The 22,807-nt window shown below is 43.0% G+C and carries 20 protein-coding genes; 6 read left to right on the top strand and 14 right to left on the bottom strand.

Annotation, left to right across the window (positions count from 1 at the left end; translation table 11 throughout):
- Nucleotides 1–96: 96 nt before the first annotated feature.
- Complete coding sequence (locus RH96_RS01010; RefSeq protein WP_010196194.1) at nucleotides 97–780, bottom strand: TetR/AcrR family transcriptional regulator; 684 nt, start codon at nucleotides 778–780, stop codon at nucleotides 97–99.
- 233 nt (nucleotides 781–1,013) lie between these two features.
- On the bottom strand, nucleotides 1,014–1,802 hold the full coding sequence (locus RH96_RS01015; RefSeq protein WP_010196197.1) for a TatD family hydrolase: 789 nt from the start codon (nucleotides 1,800–1,802) through the stop codon (nucleotides 1,014–1,016).
- A gap of 311 nt (nucleotides 1,803–2,113) precedes the next feature.
- Between RH96_RS01015 and RH96_RS01020 the strand changes: the two genes are divergently transcribed.
- Nucleotides 2,114–2,779, top strand: a complete 666-nt coding sequence (locus RH96_RS01020) for an acyltransferase (protein ID WP_010196198.1) — start codon at nucleotides 2,114–2,116, stop codon at nucleotides 2,777–2,779.
- Between the two features lie 53 nt (nucleotides 2,780–2,832).
- Here RH96_RS01020 and RH96_RS01025 read toward each other — a convergent pair whose 3' ends face one another.
- From RH96_RS01025 to RH96_RS01040, 3 genes are all read right to left on the bottom strand, one after another.
- Nucleotides 2,833–4,620, bottom strand: a complete 1,788-nt coding sequence (locus RH96_RS01025; protein WP_010196200.1) for a GspE/PulE family protein — start codon at nucleotides 4,618–4,620, stop codon at nucleotides 2,833–2,835.
- A gap of 102 nt (nucleotides 4,621–4,722) precedes the next feature.
- A complete protein-coding gene (gene tsaA / locus RH96_RS01030) occupies nucleotides 4,723–5,574 on the bottom strand; it encodes a tRNA (N6-threonylcarbamoyladenosine(37)-N6)-methyltransferase TrmO (RefSeq protein WP_010196202.1) in 852 nt (283 codons plus the stop codon).
- A gap of 441 nt (nucleotides 5,575–6,015) precedes the next feature.
- Nucleotides 6,016–6,429, bottom strand: coding sequence for an organic hydroperoxide resistance protein (locus tag RH96_RS01040; protein ID WP_010196208.1), 414 nt, complete (start codon nucleotides 6,427–6,429; stop codon nucleotides 6,016–6,018).
- Between the two features lie 233 nt (nucleotides 6,430–6,662).
- On the opposite strand from RH96_RS01040, the gene RH96_RS01045 reads away from it, so the two are divergent.
- A complete protein-coding gene (locus tag RH96_RS01045; RefSeq protein WP_264623033.1) occupies nucleotides 6,663–7,520 on the top strand; it encodes an AraC family transcriptional regulator in 858 nt (285 codons plus the stop codon).
- Nucleotides 7,521–7,809: 289 nt separating this feature from the next.
- Complete coding sequence (locus RH96_RS01050) at nucleotides 7,810–8,145, top strand: hypothetical protein (RefSeq protein ID WP_010196212.1); 336 nt, start codon at nucleotides 7,810–7,812, stop codon at nucleotides 8,143–8,145.
- Nucleotides 8,146–8,544: 399 nt separating this feature from the next.
- On the opposite strand, the gene hrpA is transcribed toward RH96_RS01050, so the two are convergent.
- Nucleotides 8,545–12,696 (bottom strand): ATP-dependent RNA helicase HrpA, encoded by a 4,152-nt coding sequence (gene hrpA / locus RH96_RS01055; RefSeq protein WP_026037058.1) that lies wholly within the window; start codon nucleotides 12,694–12,696, stop codon nucleotides 8,545–8,547.
- Nucleotides 12,697–13,006: 310 nt separating this feature from the next.
- Between hrpA and RH96_RS01060 the strand changes: the two genes are divergently transcribed.
- On the top strand, nucleotides 13,007–13,609 hold the full coding sequence (locus RH96_RS01060; protein WP_010196216.1) for a hypothetical protein: 603 nt from the start codon (nucleotides 13,007–13,009) through the stop codon (nucleotides 13,607–13,609).
- Nucleotides 13,610–13,648: 39 nt separating this feature from the next.
- On the opposite strand, the gene RH96_RS01065 is transcribed toward RH96_RS01060, so the two are convergent.
- From RH96_RS01065 to RH96_RS01085, 5 genes are all read right to left on the bottom strand, one after another.
- A complete protein-coding gene (locus tag RH96_RS01065; RefSeq protein ID WP_010196219.1) occupies nucleotides 13,649–13,969 on the bottom strand; it encodes a hypothetical protein in 321 nt (106 codons plus the stop codon).
- A 1-nt stretch (nucleotide 13,970) separates the two neighbouring features.
- On the bottom strand, nucleotides 13,971–14,561 hold the full coding sequence (locus tag RH96_RS01070) for a DUF1543 domain-containing protein (RefSeq protein ID WP_010196221.1): 591 nt from the start codon (nucleotides 14,559–14,561) through the stop codon (nucleotides 13,971–13,973).
- Between the two features lie 91 nt (nucleotides 14,562–14,652).
- Nucleotides 14,653–15,477: a metallophosphoesterase family protein gene (locus tag RH96_RS01075; RefSeq protein WP_010196222.1), complete on the bottom strand. Its 825-nt coding sequence runs from the start codon at nucleotides 15,475–15,477 to the stop codon at nucleotides 14,653–14,655.
- A complete protein-coding gene (locus tag RH96_RS01080; protein WP_010196223.1) occupies nucleotides 15,470–16,507 on the bottom strand; it encodes an alpha/beta fold hydrolase in 1,038 nt (345 codons plus the stop codon). The genes RH96_RS01075 and RH96_RS01080 overlap by 8 nt, the downstream gene beginning before the upstream one ends.
- 229 nt (nucleotides 16,508–16,736) lie before the next feature.
- A complete protein-coding gene (locus RH96_RS01085) occupies nucleotides 16,737–18,158 on the bottom strand; it encodes an SLC13 family permease (protein ID WP_010196224.1) in 1,422 nt (473 codons plus the stop codon).
- A 304-nt stretch (nucleotides 18,159–18,462) separates the two neighbouring features.
- Here RH96_RS01085 and RH96_RS15090 point away from each other — a divergent pair, with 304 nt between their 5' ends.
- Nucleotides 18,463–18,627: a hypothetical protein gene (locus tag RH96_RS15090; RefSeq protein WP_010196225.1), complete on the top strand. Its 165-nt coding sequence runs from the start codon at nucleotides 18,463–18,465 to the stop codon at nucleotides 18,625–18,627.
- 28 nt (nucleotides 18,628–18,655) lie between these two features.
- Here RH96_RS15090 and RH96_RS01090 read toward each other — a convergent pair whose 3' ends face one another.
- Nucleotides 18,656–19,366, bottom strand: a complete 711-nt coding sequence (locus RH96_RS01090; RefSeq protein WP_010196226.1) for a YoaK family protein — start codon at nucleotides 19,364–19,366, stop codon at nucleotides 18,656–18,658.
- A gap of 187 nt (nucleotides 19,367–19,553) precedes the next feature.
- Nucleotides 19,554–20,363: an enoyl-ACP reductase gene (locus RH96_RS01095; RefSeq protein WP_010196229.1), complete on the bottom strand. Its 810-nt coding sequence runs from the start codon at nucleotides 20,361–20,363 to the stop codon at nucleotides 19,554–19,556.
- A 492-nt stretch (nucleotides 20,364–20,855) separates the two neighbouring features.
- On the opposite strand from RH96_RS01095, the gene folE reads away from it, so the two are divergent.
- Nucleotides 20,856–21,452 (top strand): GTP cyclohydrolase I FolE, encoded by a 597-nt coding sequence (gene folE / locus RH96_RS01100; protein ID WP_010196233.1) that lies wholly within the window; start codon nucleotides 20,856–20,858, stop codon nucleotides 21,450–21,452.
- 114 nt (nucleotides 21,453–21,566) lie between these two features.
- Here the strand turns inward: folE and msrB are convergent, their stop codons facing one another.
- Nucleotides 21,567–22,781 (bottom strand): peptide-methionine (R)-S-oxide reductase MsrB, encoded by a 1,215-nt coding sequence (gene msrB, locus RH96_RS01105; protein WP_010196234.1) that lies wholly within the window; start codon nucleotides 22,779–22,781, stop codon nucleotides 21,567–21,569.
- Nucleotides 22,782–22,807 lie beyond the last annotated feature (26 nt).

Consider the following 22,807-nt stretch of genomic DNA (forward strand, 5'->3'; position numbering starts at 1 on the left):
AGAGTTCTCATCACTCAAACCTTGGCAACTTTGGCGTGTTGCAATAAGAATATTACAACACGGATGCTTTTAAATTTATCTAAACGCCTACAGGCCCTAGTAATTGGTATTGCGATGTTCTTCTGACTCAGTATCAATTTGCTCTACCAGCTCTTGCATATCTTCATCCATGACTTCTTCATCGTCGGCAGGATAATGACTAGGCAACTCAAGCATTTGCTGGACAAAAGCATAACGCAGGGTATCACGGCGACCCAAATAACGCTGATAAAAGCTTGAGTTTAATAGTCCCGCACCGCCTTGACCCATCGCCCAAATAGAGGACAAATAGTCACGCGTACTCAAGTTACTGTGCTCATCCTTTAGATAAGCACTGATGATATCAATCAGACGCTTCATACGCTGACGGCGAATATCATACAGCTCACCAAATAAGCGATTGAGACCCGTCACCGATGCTGCCAAACGCTCTTCAATTTGATTGAGTAGCATGGCTTTTTGTGGATTAAACAGTTGCTGAAAAATCATACGAGCAACGCCTGCCGAAGGACAATCATCAATTCGATTAATCTCAAACAACTGCTCTTCATAGCGGATAATAATACGCAAATAGAGCTCATCTTTACTGGAGAAATGCTTATATAGCGTCCCTTTAGCTAAGTCCAGCTGATCCGCCAAACTGTCTAAAGTGATATCACCATCGCCTGACTCAAGTAGCAATTGCTCTGCCATCGCTAAGATATTTTCTTCTCGTGCCTTGAACTGATGCTGACGACTCATAATCTCTCCTAAAACCTGACAAGATTAAACATATGACCCTCGAATGGATTAGTGCGTCGGCGACAAGCGTATGAGGTCATACAAAGTCTACTCGAAAACCACCAAAGAAGATATGCTTATGTTTGCTAAATAGTCATTAATAATCATATGCTTACGCTCGGGATAATAAGTAAAAATAGCGTAAAGTAATAAGACTATCTAATAAATGACTGAGTGGTCATAGCATAACGATTTTAATGGTACTGTGCCAGTAAATTTTCAAAGTTTTTTGCGGTCAATGCCCCAACCTCATCACTACTACAACCATACATATCTGCCAAACAACTTGCCACGTAGGGTACATAGGCTGGCTCATTGGGTTTACCACGCTTAGGTACAGGTGCTAGATAAGGACTGTCGGTTTCGATAAGCAGTCGGTCTCTAGGCATGTTTTTTGCGGCATCTTTGATGGTTTGTGCGCTTTTGAAACTGACAATACCTGAGAACGAGATATAAAACCCTAAATCTAGCGCCCGCTTGGCCGTCTCCCAATCTTCAGTAAAGCAATGAATAATACCGTGCTCAGCGCCTTCCGCCTTTAAGATATCAATCGTATCTTCTTTGGCATCGCGCATATGTATGACGAGTGGTTTTTTTAAACTTTGACTGGCATGAATGTGACGTGCAAGGCTGGCTTGCTGCTCTTTTTTATTTTCAGTTGACCAATAATAATCCAGCCCCGTTTCCCCAATCGCCCATACATGGTCGGCATCAGCCGTTTCGATCAAACGCTCGACCGTCGCTGATTGCAAGATACTGATATCTTCACAAGGATGGATACCGACGCTCATGCCAAGATTTAGCGTCTCATCGCCATAGGAGCTAACGATATGGGCAATCTCGTCATATTCAGCAAAATCACACATAATCGCCATTGCCCGAGTGACATTGGCGGCTTTCATTGCGTCAATCGCACCAGACAATTGACCATCATACTTGGTTAAATCTAGACGATTAAGATGGCAATGGCTATCAGTAAACATAAATACTCTCGTTAATAAAAATGAATAAATAAAAAATATTAGGAATAAGTCTTCAAAGTGACAGTCGTATTGGTAACAATCATATTAGTAACAGTCGTATTGATTGCCCCAAAGGCAGCTGTTTTCAAGTAAAGTTTAGCGGTACACTATCAGAGGTATGGTTAACCGTGTCTGAAACGGTATCAAAACTGACTATATTCTTGACATGAGTTTTGACATGAGCCTTGATATAAAGACAGCTAACCAACCATAAAAGCCATGCGCTAGCGAAAACATTACGCCTTCTACTCACTTCTCATAAGCCCTTTATTATGAACCACAAAAAAACCATCAGTCTTTCTCCGATCATAAAAGCATTGTTACCCAAACGGTTATACAAAAAGCGGTTTTTATTACAAGATAAAGGGCATGATAATCATATTAGTATTGCTAAAGACGCGCGCATCATTGGTAATTCAACCATTACCATTCGCAAAGGTCATGACAATCAAATCACTATCGGTCAGGGTGGCAAATTTAATCAGTTAAAAATTGACATCAATGGTAATCATAATCAAGTCACGATTGGAGAGCACGTTAAGTTTTCGGGGCAATTATTGGTTGTCGGTAATCATCTGCATATTTATATCGGCAATCATACCACCGCCATCGATTGCTATATTTTGGCTCGCGATAAAAGTGTGACCATTGGTCAATCATGCATGATATCACGTGGTATCGAAATTCGAGCGACTGACGTCCACAAGGTCTATGATATAGACACTAACGCGCGAGTGAATAAGGCACATACAGACGTCATTTTAGGAGACCATATTTGGATCGCCGCCAATGTGACCATCTCTAAAAACGTCTCTATCGCCAGCGGTTGTATCATTGCAGCAGGGGCATTTGTCAATAAACCAGTCGAGACGCCCAACTGCATGATTGCTGGTACACCAGCCAAAATTATTCGCCAAAATGTACGATGGGAGCGTTAAATAATCAAGTCATAAAGCGACGTTTTACCATAGCGAGCATTGGCTATTTAAGGTCAATGCAATGGCACCACACGCATCACCTCTTCTAAGGTCGTCACGCCTTCACTGATGCGCTTTGCGCCCGATAAGCGCAACGGCTGCACACCTTCGCGATACGCTTGCTGCTTTAGCACGTCCAAATTGGCATCAGCAGCAACCAGTTTTTTGAGCTCATTCGATAGCGGCATAATTTCATACAGACCGATGCGACCTTGATAGCCCGTATGACGGCAATGCTCGCAGCCCTGCGCTATATAAATTTGTGCTGGCACGGGCGCACGCCAAGGCTGAACCAATTCCTGCCATTGAATTGCAATTTCACTATCTGCAGTCACATCCAGCGGTTTTTTGCAGTGCGGACATAATGTCCGTAGTAGACGCTGTGCCATGACCCCTAATATAGTCGCTGAAGTTAAAAACGGCTGAATACCCAAATCATGTAAGCGAGTGAGTGAACTTGGCGCATCATTGGTATGCAACGTCGAGAGCACCAAATGCCCAGTCAGCGATGCTTGCACCGCCATATTGGCAGTCTCAGCATCGCGAATCTCCCCAACCATAATAATGTCAGGATCCTGACGCATTAACGAGCGGATACCATCAGCGAAGTGCAGATCAACCCCTGGATTCACCTGCATTTGATTAAAGGCTGGCTCAATCATCTCGATCGGGTCTTCAATCGTGCAGACGTTGACCTGCTCAGTGGCGAGCTGCTTAAGCGTACTGTACAACGTTGTGGTTTTACCTGAGCCAGTCGGACCCGTGACCAAGATAATGCCGTTTGGATGCGCAGTCAGCTCATGCCAAGTATCAAGCTGCTTACCTGACAAACCAAGCTGAGCAAACGAGCGCACCAGCACTTCTGGGTCAAATACCCGCATGACCAGCTTTTCACCAAAGGCAGTCGGCATCGTCGATAGACGCAGCTCAGTTTCTAGACCTTTTGGCGTACGGGTTTTTAAGCGGCCATCTTGAGGTTTGCGCTTTTCTGCGACATTGAGTCGTCCTAAAATTTTAATCCGCGCCGTCACCGCGACGATAATCGCCAGCGGCATCTCGTAGACGGTATGCAGCACGCCATCAATACGAAAACGCACTTTTCCGGTCTCACGGCGAGGCTCTAAGTGGATATCACTGGCGCGCTGCTCAAAGGCATATTGCAACAACCAATCGACGACTTTGACAATATGTTGGTCATTGGCATCAGGATTGGTATTGTCACCCAATTGCAATAATGCCTCGACATTGGTGACATCCGCCGCCGCCCGCTTGTGGATGCTATTTGCTCCTGCAATCGCTTGCGTGACTTGATAGAACTCTTGCCGATAACGGTTGATCTGTTCAGGATTGATAAATACCGTACGAAAGCTTTTAGACTTAATGAGCTTTTCAATATTGCCATGCCAATCACTATAAAAAGGCTGGTCGGTGCCGATGACGACTTCATCAATTGTCACCTCAATCGGCAAAATATGCTGTGAGCGCGCATACTCAAAAGACATCAACTGCGTGACGGCTGGCACATCAACTTTTAAAGGATCAATACGTACGAGCGGCATATCTGCTTTGACAGCCAGCCATTCATTGAGCCATGGCAGTGTCAATTTCTGTTGTTGCTCATTATCCAAAGCATGTCCATTGGGTAAGCCAAATTCACTAATCGTGAGGAGCGGATGCTGCGCCTTATCACGGCGACTGGTAATCACCAAATTGTAGCCACGCTGATCAATCACCTTATCCGCCAATAATTCATCTAGGCACCAACGCAAATCAATCACGATCGAATACTTTTGAGCAGACATATTTTTCTTCTTTTATTAGAATTTTTTGCAAACCAACTGTTTTATGATGTCGATAAATTGGTATAAATAAAAACGACATAAAGAACGCGCTACTCTCTCACGCTACAAAACCACTGCTACAACGTCCGTTATCTGCAACTGTCCCGATTCTATCAACTGAAAACTGACATCGACAGACTTATAGCGCATAACAAACTGTTTATTTACTTCCTCACGGCGATAGGCAGGACGCGGATCTTGTGCAATCAATGCTTTGATAGCATCGAGGTCAGATCGTATGAGTTGCGTTCTTACCTTGTCAATGACTGCCGCTACTATACATAGTTCATTAGGTTCTTTATGAGGCTGTTTATTGACCACCATTTGTGTAAATTGATGGTAAGCAAACTCCGTTATAGTCACATCCAATGACATGGGTGCAGAAGGCGCAAAGCCACTTTTTGCATGCACTAATGCATCACTATAAGCCACATAAGGTTTGATATCGATAATGGGCGTGCCATCTATCATATCAGCACCGCTGATAATAAGTAACACTCGACCTTGTACTATTTCAATACGCTCAAACTTGACCACAGACAATCCCAAAGCGGATGGTCGATACATACTGCGACTGGCAAATACCCCTATTTTCTGATTACCCCCAAGCCTTGGTGGTCGAACTTGCGGGCGAAAGCGGCTGTCTGCTTTATTTACCTGCTTATCTTTACTCGCTTGATTGGTTTTATCCACATAATTATGATGAAACTGCCAACTGATCCAAATATGACTAAATGCTTCCAAACCAATGAATGCCGCTGGCGTATCATAAGGCGCTAGCATCTCAATCACACTGGTCAAGGCCACCAAATTCGGTTGCCTTGGCGCACCAAACTTCTGTGAAAGCGGCGCACGATGATAGCCAATAATAGGTGCTCGATGATGGTCATCCAAAGATGCATTATGGTCAGACATATATCCACTCCAATGATCGCAAACGGCCCCTATTAAGACAGCTGGCCCAATCATACACACTCACTCACTAACGACATTCCATTTTATCATGCTACATAGCGGCTGCTAGACAGATTTTTATTTTAAAGTTTGGTATTATGATCGAGAAATTTATTGAGAATGGCTTGCATTCATACGACAGCGGTATTGCTCATGGGGATAAAAACCCTCGCTATTACTCTACAATTGCTAGGGCGTGTCCTCATTTTAAAAATGAGAATAAAAGTGAGATAAATTGCAGTCAAACAAGGAAAATAGCGCAGATAATATCGAGATATGACCTAGCTAATTGACGACGTTTGGCAAGATTTAACCACTTTTAGCCCCTTTAGAGCGCTATCGGTTGAATTGAGGACACGCCCTAGCATAAAACTATAATCGCTTTACTGCACAGAACTTATATTAGACAACGGTCACGTGTAAGCGTGCATCAACATTACCACGCGTGGCATTGGAGTACGGGCAAACTTGATGGGCCGCTTCAATCAATGTTTGCGCTTGTGCTTCGTCAATGCCAGACACTTCAACGTATAAATCTATATCTAAGTTATAGCTGCCATCTTGCTTCATACCAATACCAACTTGGGTAGAGGTTTTCGAAGCCGTGATCGGCAGTTTCATTTGTTGCGCCGTCAGGTTCAAGGCACTATCAAAACAGGCCGCGTAGCCCATCGCAAAAAGCTGCTCTGGATTAACACCCTCTTTGTCTTGCTCTTGAAAAGAGACCAAATCAAAGCCTAATGAGCCATCATCTAAGCCTGTATGTCCAGAACGACCACCGGTTGCTGTTGCGCGAGTTTTATAGAAAATTTTCATAATATATTCCTTTTTTGATGTTATTAGAAGTCATGCTTGTTTTGTTTCAATGGAGTTATTATAGGCACTCTCAGCTTAAAGCGTTAGAATAGTCCTCCAAAATTCTTGCCTAATTCTATAAATATATGTACGATTAAGCCATTCATTAAATCAAAGATGTACTATAAAAACATCAAACCGAGAAACACCAAGCTTATAAACTTTCAATCAACACCCCTTTATCTAAGATAACTATGATGCAGCCAACAACGATTGCGCAACTACTTAACATACTGCCCAAGAATCAGACCATCGAGTCTGCTATTCCGGGTTTATTTTTCTACTGTGCAGATAAACCCAATAGAACCGTCAGCTATATTCAAGAGCCTAGTATTTGTATTGTACTGCAAGGTGAGCGAGAGATTTATTTAGGCAATGACTGCCAAAATTTTGATAACAGCAACTTGATGTTTTGCCCTGTAAACATTCCCCTGAGCATGCATGTTAAACATGCCTCAGTAGACAAGCCTGTTATTGTGCTGTCTATGAAGTTAGACCTTGCTATGATTAGAGAAATATTGGCCCAGATACCGCCCGCACGAAATACAGAAGAAAAGCATCTGGGTATAAAATGGCATCTGGATAGCACCATACTTGCCGCCTTTGAACGACTCATCAACTTGCTCGATTATCCAAACGATATAGAGTTTTTATCTAAATTAATTCAACAAGAAATCTACTACCGACTGCTCTCAGCACAGCAAGGCAATAAATTGCGGCAGCTCGTCGTCCATGGCAGTCATACGCATCGTATCAGCCAAGCGACAGATTGGCTCAAAGCGCATTTGAGTGAACCTGTCATCATCGAAGAGTTGGCCAGTAAATGTGGCATGAGTGTTTCAGGGTTTCATCAACATTTCAAAGAGATCACCCAATTAAGTCCGCTGCAATACCAAAAAAGCCTACGCTTGATGGCAGCGAGGCAGCTTATTCAACTTGGTGAATTACAAATTTCGCAAGTCGCCATGCAGGTAGGCTATGAAAGCCCCAGTCAATTTAGCCGTGAATATAAGCGCTTGTTTGGGGTTAGTCCGAGCAGTGAGCTTAATTGATACATCTAATAATCTGGCGCACACGTTATGAAATAACACTCAGACCTTGATGACTTTGGTCTTCTAGGTCAGCGTAGCTTTTGACTTCGTTTTATTACTCTACGTATTCATATCAAGGAGACACTTAGACGTCCCAATCGAATTATTTACGAAATGTTTTAATCCAGAAAATAACAGTTGACTTACCCTATATATTCATAATATAACATATATATAATTTATGCATTTAGGGCTATTAAAACACCGTTATTCCTAGGTTAATCACAAGCATATTTCGTGAGGAGGTACTATGATTCGTTTCAGTTACACACTCAAATGCTGGACACTAAGTACTGTCTTTTACTCGGTCTTTTACTTTTCCGTATTAATGACAGATCCTGATTTTGGTAAATATAACCATATGTTAGCGCTAAGCACATTGCTCTTCCCGATTTCGAAGCGGGCAATTGATGTATTGAGTGACTCTTTAAAGCTCGATTTCGATATGTTTGATGGCTTCTTATCACCCTTACTCATCAATATTACGATATGGCTGCTTACCCCTTTTATCGTCTTTTTAACATTTATTGCTTTTTTGGCTTATAGCATGGGCGTGGTAAAAAGAAATCTGAATGGTCGAAACTAATACAGCGTCAACTTCGCTAACCATACTCATGTATCGCTTACATTCAATTTCTTATATCTATATTGTTTTGGATTAATTAGTGAGTCTGGATTGACTAGAGCAAAGGTGAATTAATGCTACCTTTACTGTCTCAGTATAAGACGTGTCCTCATTTTGAACATGGTGATAAGAATAAGATAAGTGGTAGCCAAACAAGGAAAATAGCGGGGACAATAACCAGCTGTTTGGCAAAATTTAGCCATTTTTAGCCCATTTAGATACAATCGCTTGAATTTAGGACACGCCCTAATGTAAAAGAATAATAGCCCTTTAATTTAATCAAATATTATCGACTAAATTAAAGGGCTATACAATTGTCATATATTGTCAATTAGCAAGCTTTAACACTCATATCGAGCCTTAACTCACTTTATCCCACATCTTGCTCAGACGCTTCGGTGATACCGCCATACGGGTTTTCATGGGCTGGGCGAACAGTTGAATACGATATTCCTCCACCATCCAGCGGTACTCGCTGATAGACTCATTGTTGGCGCGACCTGCCAGCCGCTCCATGTGCAAGTCCAGCGCATAGACACCATCTAGGTCGGCTTCGATATTATGCTCAAGGCGCTCAATGCGAACCTCCAGCGCCTCTAGATAGCGCGGATACTGCTGCCATTGACTGTAATCCATATGATAAACAAAGTTGGCAAGTTGCAAGTCTTGCAACTGATCCTCGATGTCTTCGATAGACTCACCAAAGATCTCTCGATCGAGCATGAGCAAACTCTGACGAATGCGTTGCCAGCGAGTGTAGACGTTTTTGAGAGTTTTTATGACAGCTTGACCAGTCAATAAGAAGTTGCTCAACACAACCTCAAGTGTTTGCCCATACTCCTCTGGCGTGAACGGCAGCTCCTCGCTTAAGCCAACAGCGATATCATCAGCGCTCTCTGGCAAATCTTCACTATGATCAAATAAAATATAGTGCTCTTCCAAAGCGGCATCTAGCGTCGCATCAATGACAATGGTTTTTAAGGCTTCCATGTCGCCAAGGGGAGCAAATGCCAGTTTGAATATTTTATCAATTTGGCTGGTCAGCTGTTTTTTCTTGGCGCCAAGCTTGCCTTTGATCAAGGTTAATACCCCGATACGGTGCGCCTGCAATGCGGCATTGACATCGGTATACTGATGGATCGATACCGCCTCACCTGCCTCGTCAGCGACCAAAGCAGCAAACTGCTTCATCACCACGCCTGCGCTATGATGATTTTTGCTAAAGGCAAAATGCTCAGGGAATTCGGTATGCGCGCCTTGCTGCTCATTCACAGCCTGTCTGGTCTCAGAGGCGTGGCGAATCTGTAGCGTCTGGAGGTCGCGACCTTTTTCTATAATGTGATTTTTATCATCGACCACACAGATTTGTGGCTGCAGATAGCGATCAATGGCAGAGGGATTAAAATTGTCTGCTGTAACCGACATAATGCCGCGACGGTTTAAGGCTTGGCAAAGCTGCTTGAGCAATCCTTGTCCACCAGCGGGTTGCAATTCATCAAACAAACTATCGGCAGTATCGGGAATCGGCACAATTTGACGGCGAATATCTTTTGGTAGTGACTTAAGTAATTGCAAGACCAACTCAAAGCGCCAACCGGGTACGCCCCATAACAGCTCAATAGCATCTAGCTGCGGTAGCGCCACAAGTGGCACGCGAATAGTTACCCCATCGTCATCGCTCGCAGGATCAAAAATATAGCGTAATGGTAATTTCAAATCACCCAGCTGCCACACTTCTGGGAAGTCACCTGTAGTCGGTGCTTGGCTATTGAGTACGTCGTCATCGGTAAAGAAAAGATGCTTGGTATCAGTTTTTTCAACCTCGGCACGCCAATCTTCAAAAGCCTTACGACTGGCGACATGCTCAGGGATTTTCTTGTCGTAGAACTGGTACAGCGTTTCTTCATCGACCAATAAATCACGACGGCGCAGTTTGTCTTCGATGCGCTCAACATGAGCGATTTTGTCCATATTATGCTGCAAGAATGGTGCTTGGCGACCTAAGTTACCCGTTACCAAACCATCTCGGATAAAGATTTCTCGCGACTCAACCATGTTGACTTGCTCATAATTGGTCAGCTGCTTACTGATAATAATTAGACCAAATAAACTAATCTGCGCGTAGGCTTTGACACGTCCCGTTTTCTTCGACCAATGCGGCTCAAAGTAGTGATACTTTAATAAATCACCTGCCGCTGAGATAATCCATTCTGGTTCAATTTTGGCAACGGTACGCATAAAGACTTGCGAGGTTTCTACAACTTCAAACGCCATGACCCACGGTGGTATCTGTTTAAATACCGTACTCGCTGGGAAGATTTTGGTTTTTTGCTGGCGCGCCGCTAGATATTCACCACGACTTTCAGTCTTGTGGGCGATGGTAGACAACAGGCCTGTTAATAATGCGCGATGTAAATTGGCATATTTGACCGCCTTGATTTCTTCATCATCAATCGCTGTTGGATCGTTAGTCACGTTTTCTAACGTATCCGTAGTTTTTGCCTCTTTAACATCCGTAAGCTTAAGGTCGGTGACCATTTGCACCAACTGGCGATGAGTCTGACTCCATTCACGCACTCGTGGAAAACTCAGATAGTTTTTCTTGGTAAATTGCTTACGTTGATTACCAGAGAGCTTGTTGCCATCTTCATCGGTTTCAAACAAGGCTTTCCACAGACTTAGATAAAATAAGAAATCTGAGTCATCTTGGCGAAATTCCGCATGCTTTTGATCCGCTTGTTGACGTTTATTGGCAGGACGCTCGCGTGGATCTTGTACGGCAAGCGCGGCAACCACGATAAGCATTTCACGAATACAGTCAAAATCAGAACCAGCAACCAGCATACGTGCCAGCCTTGGATCAATTGGCATACGTGCCATCTTTTGACCAGTAGGCGTCAGGCTTAAATGATCGAGTCCTTTTTTTGCTTTTGGCTTGTTGGTCTGAGAAGAGGCGACAGCTTCGCTTTTAGCCGTAATTGCCCCTAGCTCATCGAGTAATTTATGACCGTCAGTAACTAGACGACTATCGGGTGGCTCAATAAACTCAAAATCATCAACGCTACCTAAACGCAGATTGGCCATCTGTAAAATAACGGAAGCTAAGTTAGTACGCAGAATCTCAGGCTCAGTAAACTCAGGGCGACCAGTAAAGTCCTCCTCGCTATAAAGACGAATACAAACACCCGGCGCGACACGACCACAGCGACCTTTGCGCTGATTGGCAGCCGCTTGTGAAATCGCCTCAATCGGTAAACGCTGCACGCGTGAACGGTATGAATAGCGTGAAATCCGCGCAAAGCCCAGATCGATAACATAGCGAATACCGGGTACGGTTAGCGCTGTCTCAGCCACGTTGGTCGCGATAACGATACGTCTGCCACGACCGGACGGCTGAAAAATACGCTGCTGCTCTTCATACGTCTGTCGCGCAAATAAAGGCAACACTTCAGTGTGCTTCGGGCCATGACGCTCTAGCACCTCTTGTGTCTCACGAATCTCTGCTTCGGTCGCGGCAAATATCAAGATGTCTGCTTGATCAGCATGACCTTTGCTTTGGGCATCGCTAAAGCATTCCTCTACCGCAGCCACAACCGCCCGTGGCAGATTCTCTTCAAAATCATCGTAGCTGTCATCATCCGAGCTGGTCACCGGCTCATCGGTCAGCGGACGATAGCGAACTTCAACGGGGAAGCTGCGCCCTTCGACATTAAAAATCGGCGCGGCTACGTTACGTTTTAGCTTGTTATCATAACGACTGAAATATTCACTAAACCGCTTAGTATCGAGCGTTGCAGAAGTGATAATGACTTTTAGATCAGGACGCTTGGGCAATAGTTTTTTCAAATAACCCATAATAAAATCGATATTTAGACTACGCTCATGGGCTTCATCAATGATAATGGTGTCGTACTTACTTAAAAATCGATCATGTCCTAATTCAGCCAGCAAGATACCATCGGTCATGAGCTTAACGACCGATTGCGCTGTACCCTGCTCATTAAAGCGAATCTTAAAGCTAACCGTATTACCTAACTGCTCGCCTAACTCCTCAGCGATACGATTCGACACACTCCGTGCTGCCAATCTTCTTGGCTGCGTATGCCCTATTTGCCCAGTAATACCGCGACCTGCCAACATTGCCAGCTTCGGTAACTGGGTCGTCTTACCCGAGCCTGTCTCACCAGCAATGATAATGACTTGGTTATCAATAATGGCTTGGATTAAATCTTCTGCTCGCTGACTGACAGGTAAATCAAGGTTTAATTTAGCTGGCAAGTCCTGAGGAATGCTATTGATACGCGCTTGCACTGCTTGCTGCGAGCGAGTTTTTATTTTGTCGTACTGCGCGCGTTTTTTGGCAAGAATATCTTCTGCTTTATCGTTTTTCTCGTTCGCGTTATTGTTGGATTTCTTATTCTTAGCAACAACAGCACGCGCCAGCTCACGTTCTAAGCGGTTTATATAATAGCTGTCTTTTGCCAGTACAGGCAGTTCTGCAAAGTTATTTATATCATTTGTTTCAGCTAAATCACTAGTTGCGTTATTTAAATTCTCAGAAAAATCATCGCTTGCTAAATTTGAATCATCATTAAAAGTATTAGACATATTTACTTAGGCTATTTATTGTTTATAAGTGGTTTGATTATGGGGATATTTCCAGTGCGATTCAAGAAGGGTTTGTATGGATTACATTTGCATTTATGATAATTGTTGGCGAGACATAAAATTCATATTGTAAATTTAAGTTTAGTAATTCAGATAAATGTCATTTAAAATAATGGTCCCTGATTACTCTACAACCTTCAACTATGGACATATTATGTCAATTTTCTTATATAAAAAGATTACTTTATTATCTGTGTTAGCCATTACTCTTACAGGGTGTTTGAGCACAAAACCTTATGAGCCTCCTAGAAACGCTGATACAGCAACACTGGCTTACGAGATTGACCCAGCATCATTTTATAGCCCTACTCGATTCATTGACAAAGGTTATGCTGAAAGAGTTGACATCCAATTAGTACCAAGCCCTCTCTCTATTGCCCTTGCAATTAATGGTCAGGCTGAAACTGTTTACATGAATTTGGGTAAGCGAGGTACTTTCAACGAAATAAATACTTTTGAGGCTAGTAAAAAATTAAGATTCTCTTATCAGCATAAAATGGTCAAAGGTCTAGGCGATTGGCCAATATTATGCGTTGTTAACGTAGAGGCTACCCTAGTACCCAATGGAAGTTACTTACTAAAAGGTAATACAACCAGCGAAAACTTTAGAAGTAAAACGAATTTTATGGGTGAAAAGATAGAAGCTGAAGATACTGGATGTCAAATTCAAATTATCGACACTAAATCAAATAAGGTTGTAGCAGAAAACCGTACATCAGTATTTGAAAAAATGATTCCCTTTTATAATCGATTTTAAATACTCTAACGTGATTCTCAAATGAAAACAGTACAGCCATTACAACGTGCTACTCGTATGAATAACCTGTTGACTAGCAGCCGCTTGCATAAAGAAGTTCTGCATCTTTTGTAGTGGCACCCTAGGGAAAGGTAAGTGTAGCGAGAGTATTAACTTTTCAAACCCTACCATCTCATCAGCCAATGCTTGAGCAATGTCGGGTTGAATTTGCGGATTGTCATAGAGATTATCAATCAGCCATGTCAACTGTGGAAAACTAGCATCGTCATGAATCTGATAAAGCGTAGGCAATAGCTCATCAGAGATTTGGCAGCGCGTTTTGCGAATTATGCCGTTCTTAAAGTACATATTTAAAGCCATATTATGTCAACTTCCTTAAATTCTTAATACTGAGGTAACCGACATACTCTTTATCATCATCGGTATTTGCAAGTGCATGACTATCATGAGGAATAGGTTCGATTAAAATCTGTACGTTTGAGATAAGATCATTAACGTTATAAATATCATCAATATCCACCGCAAATTTATCATCAATATGCGACGCGGCGTCGAAAGGTGAATCTTTATCTTTAAAAGTAAATTCTTTATAAAATGCACTCTGTTTGGCTTGTTTGACAGCATCAGCTTGAGTAGCAGCAACGATCAGTAGTTTGTAATGAAATTCTTCAAAACTGCCCTGCTGATAGCCGCCTAAATTAATAAAAAACAGTTTTAAACCATTATTACCATCACTAGTTGCTGATTCGACTAATTTTATCGAGTGATTACCAACCTTAGTAATAGCGCGATACGAGTCGATGTGCCATTTATTTTTGACTTCAGGCCAATGATGATTAATATCGTCTATCAACTCGCTCACCTGATTGGCCACGCCAAAAAACATGTCATGCTGCTCAATCAAACGACCTTTTGGGCGACCACCAAGTTGCACCATAAATAGTGTTGGCATCTTATGCAGTCCTTATTAAATATATAAAATCCATCGTTAGTCTACTCAATGTTATCAGGTTGGTCTAAAGGCAGTTTGACCCTTCCTATAGTTATAATACTCGCCCTGTTCTTAGCGCAAACGCCCAATCTTCACGACCGTTCATTGCAGCCAATTTAGCCGCAGCTTCATAATCATAAGGTACTTTGATATGCTCAACTTGCCAGCTTGTATCTTGCTTAGTACTTTGTATAGTATCTTGCTTAGTACTTTGCTTAGCATCAATGCATTTAATAAGCGCGTAACTGGCATGTGGCGAATAGGTTTGCATTTTATGAGCGATAGGCAAATCATCTTCATAGGCTGGATAACCAACGCTACCTGTATTGACTATCATTTGCCCTGTCGATAGCATAACGGTACGTGGGATATGAGTATGACCACAGATGATAACGGCGCTCTCAATACTGTTAAGCAGTGCCAAAATGTCTGCGTCATCACGTACTATCGGCTGCCCTGTTTCGATATTCTCAAGCATATATACCATGTCATCGGTTGGTGACCCATGGCATAGATATATATCTTCACTGACATGATAATCAAACGGCAAAGCCTGCATCCATTCAACCGCTGCTTTAGGTAAGTTCTCAAAAATAAAAGCCATGGTTGCGTTATCAGCAATATCCGCCGCTGTCGCTTCATAAATCTGTCTATCCTGATTACCTCGAATCGTAATGATATCGTTCTGATGCGCCATCAAAAGCGCATAGGTATCTTTAGGCGCAATCGGTCCGTATAAAATATCACCTAGATTGACAATTTGATCGATATCGCGATGTTTGATATCAGCCAACACAGCTTCAAGTGCGAAGACATTGCTATGAATGTCGGAAATAGCGGCTATTGTCGTTATTTGATTATTTTTTGAATTACTCATCTATTCGCTCACCAACCAAGAACTGCTTTACTACTTTAACCGTCGCTACGGGACCCTCTTCGTGTGGTACATGTCCCAAATTATCAAATATTTTTAGCTGGCTATTAGCGATATCTCGATGAAACAGTTTGGCATTTTCTACTGGAATTAGGTCATCTTGCGCACCCCATAAGATGAGGGTTGGTAAATTTAATTGTTTGATTTGTGCTTGATTTGCCGTGTTATCCATCTCCAGCAAGCGTCGGTTTAGTGCCAGACGGTTGCCTTGACGCAAGGTCAAATCATAATAACGATCCACTAAAGCCTCATCGACTTTGCTGTCGTCTGCATAGACGCTTAAGATACTTTTTTTCACAACATCACGCGGTAGCACACGGCTAAGCAGTGGGGTCAGTATGGGATATTTCGCCAGTTTAAAACCAATAGGTACCTGCTTTGGTGTTGCAGGGTAGCCAACTGCATCGACCAATATAAGCTGATTAACCCGCTCAGGATATAATGCCGCAGTACGCCACGCTATTTTACCACCCAGCGAGTTTCCTGCTAACGTCACGCGACCTACTTCTAAATGATCAAGCACATCAATGACGAATTTAGCATAATTGGCACTGTCATATTGAGTAGATTCATCGGTATAAGGGCCGGTCAAGCCAAACCCCGGCAGATCCATGCTGATGACACAATAGTCATCACTTAACTCACGCGTCCAGCCTTCCCATGTATGCAAACTTGCTGAAGTGCCATGTAGCAATACAATAGTTTTGGGCTGTTCAAAGGTTTTATCACTATTAAGATCAGATTTCATCTCATTTTTTATGGCGCTTTTGCTCGGATAAGCAGTGCATTTTGGCGACCTGATCACATGCGCCTGCATCCCTTGCACGTCTACAAACTCACTGTTGGGTAGTTGCCAGCGCTCTAGGTCGGCGACGCTTCTGTCGGCCGCCCAATAGACTACGATTAAGGCTATCAATACAACAATCAGTCCCAAAACAATAAAGACCATGATTTTCGTTAGACGTTTTGCCATTTTTATTAAATCCGTTTAATGAGATGACGTTATTAATTATTGTTAGAAAATGTCCTCATTTTAAATCAAGATGATAAAAATCAGACAGATTGTCGTTAAAAAAGAGAAATCTTATACCGTTATTAGTTATGTTATACAGTCATTAAACCTAAAAAGAAATAAAAAACCCGATGCTTGAGAGTAACTCAAACATCGGGTGTCATGGATTTAGAGTCAGTTTGTTATAAGACTAAATTAAAAAGAAATAAGCCCAAAATCCGACGACAAAGGTAGCAATGATATTAAGAATGACACCCGTACGGATCATTTCGCTCTGTTTAATCAACCCCGTACCAAAGACAATCGCATTTGGCGGCGTCGCAACTGGTAGCATAAAGGCACAAGAAGCACCAATACCGATGACCAATACCAACACTTCATGTGGCAGACCCATCTGTTCAGCAATAGCAGCGAATACCGGTACTAATAATGCGGCAGAGGCAGTATTAGATGCGAACTCTGTCAAGAAGATAATAAATGCAGATATCGCAATCATCACGATAATAAGTGGTGCCGAAGACAGCGCATTGGCGACCGTCTCGCCCAGCACCAACGAGGCACCAGAAACTTTCAAAATTGTTGATAGTGCGATACCACCACCGAACAACAGGAGCACACCCCAATCAGTATTGTCAGAGACTTGTTTCCACGATACAAGCCCCAAACTCACCACCGCTGCAGCTGCTGACAAAGCAATGACCGCATCGGTATCAGTGATATCAAGTGCGGCACCGATTTTTTTGGAGAATATCCAGCTGAGTGCTGTCACGATAAAGACAATAATCGTCACTACCCGAGGTTTATTCCACTCAATAGGCTCCTCTTCGACAAGGACGACCATACGATTAAGATTGGGCTTAAGGAACAAATACATTGCGCCTAACAACAACGGCAATAGCACTAACATCATTGGAATACCGAATTTCATCCAATCGATAAACGCAATATCAAGCGCTTTTGCCGCGATGGCGTTGGGCGGTGAACCAACAATCGTACCCAGACCACCCAAACTGGCAGAATAAGCGATACCCAATAATACAAATACAAACGTACCGCGATCTTTTTCGCGGTCAACCTGCGTCAGGATACCAAGTGCAAGGGGCAGCATCATCGCAGCCGTGGCAGTGTTCGATATCCACATCGATAAAAACGCGGTAACCCCAAAGATCAAAAATACAGCCGTACCAAGCTTGCCACCTGACATAGACAGAATTTTTAGCGCAATCTTTTTGTCCAATTGCTGTACATGCAAGGCGGCAGCCAAAGCAAAACCACCAAAAAATAAGTAAATCGTTGGGTTAGCAAAACTCTGCAAACCGATTTCGGCATCGAACTCTGGGATGCCAATCAGTGCGCCAACCACCACCACTAATAATGCAGTAATGGTCACATGTAGCGCTTCCGTCAGCCATAACACACCGATGAAAAACAGCATAGCCAAGCCTTTATTGGCATTGATATCGAACGGCAATACATTGTAAATAATCATACTGACAATGGCAGCGATGATGACCACTATCAGCCCTTTGCCAGTTCCTTTTGGAAAGGTATCGGTAAACAAATACTCATTGCCATCATCAGGAAGATGGCTGTCTAACTTTTGCTCTGACATAACATATCCTTATTGTTCACACAGACGCTATAAAAAAACTAAAATATAAAGATGATTTTGAATCGTGACTGTTTTTTAACGATAACCTTTTAACAGTAACGTTATCCTACTAAGAAATTTGTGTGGTTGAATGGCAACCCCAATGAGCTTCCGTTACATATCGTCACTAAACAAGCGCACATCGCATATGTACAACGAGGTAGCGCTATCACATACTTGATGGGTAAAATAAAAATGAAACGCCAATGAATATTTACTATTCACCTCTTCGTTGGCAGTTAATAAAAATAAACAGGAGCACGTTATGACAGACTCAAATAAAATAGACGCAACCACGAAGATGGCACCAACAGATATCAACCAAGATGGTCTCGATAAAAAAGACCAACAGCGCACGGATGATTCTGCCCTAGATATGATGCAAGGTATGCACGAACATGAAGACCATAACTCAGAAGACGACAAATAGTTCGGTATAAATAGCTATAAAAAATAGTCTAAAAGCGCTTATCTGATGATGAGCGCTTTTTTGGTTGTGGTGGTCTCTGTTCTGGCAGATGATCTGAGGCATAGTTATAGACGAATGCCGCTGTCAGTACGATAGTGATCGGTACAAACAATGCGCCATAGCCAATCTTGGCATATAAAAATGCGCCCACTACCCCGCCACCGCAAAAGCAATACCAAATAATCGCTTGAAAGCCCAATGTCGGTTTGCTAATCGAGCGTCCTGCTAGCCAATTACCGATAGCAGCACCCATGTCTGACGTTAGACCCGTTAAATGGGTGGTACGAATGACAGCGCCGCTATAGGTCGCCACCATCGCATTCTGTAATCCACACGCCATTGCCGCTGCCAATTGTCCAAAGTAATCATGTTCTTTATACAGCAGATAGCTGATCAGCAGTAACGCCGCTTCAATATACAGCGCAGTGCCATAGCGCCGTCCTAACTTCAATGAGGTTTGCCCAATGACAAAACCGCTCAATACTGCCCCTGCCAAAAATGACAATAACGACGCGCCAATATATAAAATACTGCGGGCATCAAAATGAGCAATAGCAGCAGCAAACAGACTCACGTTACCTGTGACATGCGACACAGACAAGTTGGTAAATCCCATCAACGCTGCCGTATTGAGGCAGCCCGCACTGAATGCCAGTACAGCCCCGCCCCACAGTATCCACCTTGGTAATTTGGTTATCATATCCACCACCTAAAGGCTTGTTACTAAAAAGCCCGTAGTATAACCAAAAAAGACAGCCGGTTGGCTGCCTTCTCTGTCATTACGCTAAGGGTTTATTATAACCAGTGGCTCTCATGGCTCTTATGGCTTTTATAGTTCTAAAGAATTCATAAAACATAATAAATGCCAATTAAGACTTTTTGAATAATTACTGCTGTGGCTCATCAAGCATCATGAGCTGCTCACTGATGGCGACAGTATTAAATCCAGCATCAACGAACATAATCTCACCAGTGATACCTGATGCCCAAGGCGATAGTAAAAACAAGGCCGCGTTGCCTACTTCTGTTTGACTGACGTTACGCTGCAGTGGTGCGATTTTTTCGCTGATATCGAGCATCTTGCGGAAAGACTTAATACCGCTGGCAGCAAGCGTGCGAATAGGTCCTGCAGATATAGCATTAACACGTATGCCTTCGCCACCCATAGAAGTTGCCAAATAACGCACACTGGCTTCAAGACTGGCCTTTGCCATACCCATGACATTGTAGTTTGGCAATACTGAAATACTGCCTTCGTAAGTCAATGTCAACATAGAGCCATGGCGCATTGCCAATAATTCACGAGCTTCTTTAGCCAAAGCAACAAAACTGTAGCTCGATATATCATGGGCGATATGACTGCCTTCACGCGTCGTGGCGCTAACAAAATCCCCGTTCAGCTGATCCATCGGGGCAAAGCCAATCGCATGCACCACACCATCAATACCATCACCCCAATGGGCAGTCACTTGCTCAAAGCAAGCAGCAATAGACTCATCAGAGGCAACATCACACTCCAGTACCAAATCTGCTTCGAATTTTTCAGCCGCCATATCGACGCGCTTCTTAATTTTGTCATTTGGATACGTTAGGATTAGCGAAGCCCCTTCGCGGTGTAACGCTTCTGCGATAGCCCAGGCGATAGAGAGCTTACTTGCGATGCCAGTGACGACGAATCTTTGTCCTTGAAGTAGCATAATATTTCCTTTTTGAATCGATAGAAATTATTTAGAATCGATATTTATTTAGAGTTTTTAAGTGAGAAGTAGCAAGTGATAAAAAATGTAAACCAGAAGATGGCCCATTATACATGAATTGATTTAAGTAAACAGTCGTAAACTGTACTTGAATGCCGTTATTCAAATACACTCATATCAAAATATGATGCTGACAATGATGGTCAGTATATTTTAACAGGCAACATTGATAATAAAACCCATATACCTTTATCTTTTTACTGCTTATTTTCAAAAATTCAGCCATTAAACACAATTGCCCTAGTGGCTTCGATGGCACAATCGGCACCCCTCTTGCGATTAAACGCTTAACTGCTCGCCACAGCAGTATGAAGTTAAGCAGATTTCGAGTATAATCACAGCCCTTCCCAGCTTGCATAATTTTTATAAGAATCCTTACATGATAGGATTCAACGTTAAGCTACACCCACATTTTGGATGGCTGCCAAACCTATGAGTAACACTCCCATCATAACCCCAGATTATAAAGAAAGTACCGAATCTTATCGCCAACTGATTGAATCAACTGGCGAAGACTTAGATCGCCCTGGATTGCAAGATACGCCTATTCGGGCGGCAAAAGCCTTTGCTCATTTAACCCAAGGCTATCATCAAAGCTTAGATGAAGTGGTCAATGACGCAGTATTCCCATCGACCAACCGCGAGCTGGTGTTGGTGCAAAACATTGAGTTTTATTCGTTATGTGAGCATCATATGCTTCCTTTTCATGGGGTTGCACATATTGGCTATCTACCGAATGGACAAGTATTAGGACTGTCAAAGTTTGCGCGTATCGTAGATATGTTTGCCCGTCGTTTACAAATTCAAGAGAACTTGAGTGAACAAGTGGCACAAACCATTATGGACGTGACGGGCTGCCGCGGTGTAGCCGTGGTGATGGATGCATCGCATATGTGTATGATGATGCGCGGTGTTAATAAGCAGCATTCAACCACACGAAGCACAGCGATGCTGGGCGAATATGTTCATGATAATCAAGCACGAAATGAGTTTTTGGGTGCTGTACCTAAGCGCCAACCGGCATTTTAAAGTGGTGTTTTAGAATATTAAAAATAAAAAAAGGACACTTATCAAGTGTCCTTTTTTTTATGCAATTTAGATGTTTTTAAAACAGAGATACTGTTAGCGCGTAGTAAACCAGTCTTAGCTAACTGGTTTTACATCGTCTACCCAGTTGCCATAACCAGCGGCTTCCATCTCGGCTAGTGGAATAAAGCGCATTGCCGCTGAGTTCATGCAATAGCGTTTACCCGTTGGGGCTGGACCATCGTCAAATACATGACCCACGTGCGAGTCAGCGTAGCGACTGCGAATTTCGGTACGGGTTGAAAAAATACCGCGGTCTTCTTTTTCGACGACCACGTCAGCGCTCAACGGACGGATAAAACTAGGCCAGCCTGTGCCAGACTTAAACTGATCACGAGAAGAATACAGTGGCTCGCCCGATATCACATCGACGTATAGCCCTGGTGCTTTATTGTCCCAATATTCGTTATCAAATGCGCGCTCGGTACCCTCTTTCTGAGTGACTTTGTACTGAATGTCACTGAGCGAGTTTTTCAGCGTTTCCTGTGTTGGCTTCACAAATGTCTTTGGATTGAAGCCAGCACTTGCTTTAGTGGTTGATGACTTATTTGATGTTAGTTGCTGTACGCTACTAGCAGTGGGTTTGAACTGGTTAAAATCTAGCTCATAATCTTTGCCATAGACGCTTTCGATAAACTGATATCGACCAGAATTAAAAGTATAAGCCTTATAGCGTAGCGGATTCTTTTTGTAATAGTCCTGATGATACTCTTCTGCCGGATAAAAGGTGCTGGCAGGAACAATCTCAATCACTACTGGTTTTTCATATACACCAGAGTCTTGCAATGATTGCTTGGCAGCTTCTGCTATCTGTTTTTCTTGGGCATTATTATAGAAAATAGCGGGGCGATATTGTGTGCCTCGGTCGACATACTGACCTTTATTATCAGTTGGATCAGCGATTCTCCATAGCGCCTGTACTATACCGTTATAAGTAATCTTCTTAGGATCATAGTATACTTGCGCCGCTTCCGTATGACCTGTGCCACCTGCTGATACCTCTTTATAGGTTGGGTTTTCAGCACTGCCACCTGTATAGCCAGACACTACTTCTACCACACCAGGTATTTTCTCATAGCCTGCTTCCACACACCAAAAGCACCCACCAGCAACCGTAGCCACTGCCAATCCTGGGGTTGTCGGTGCATAAGGGTTGGCAGCAGTAGTGTCTTTCATAGTAGGGCTGGTTTCAGTCGAGGCACAGCCTGCATAAAAAGCACTGCTCGCCATGATTACTAACCCAATGACTTTAGACGGTAATATACGATTCATAACTATCTCCTAAAAGGATTTCATTT

The sequence above is a fragment of the Psychrobacter sp. PAMC 21119 genome, assembly GCF_000247495.1.
GTDB lineage: Bacteria > Pseudomonadota > Gammaproteobacteria > Pseudomonadales > Moraxellaceae > Psychrobacter > Psychrobacter glaciei.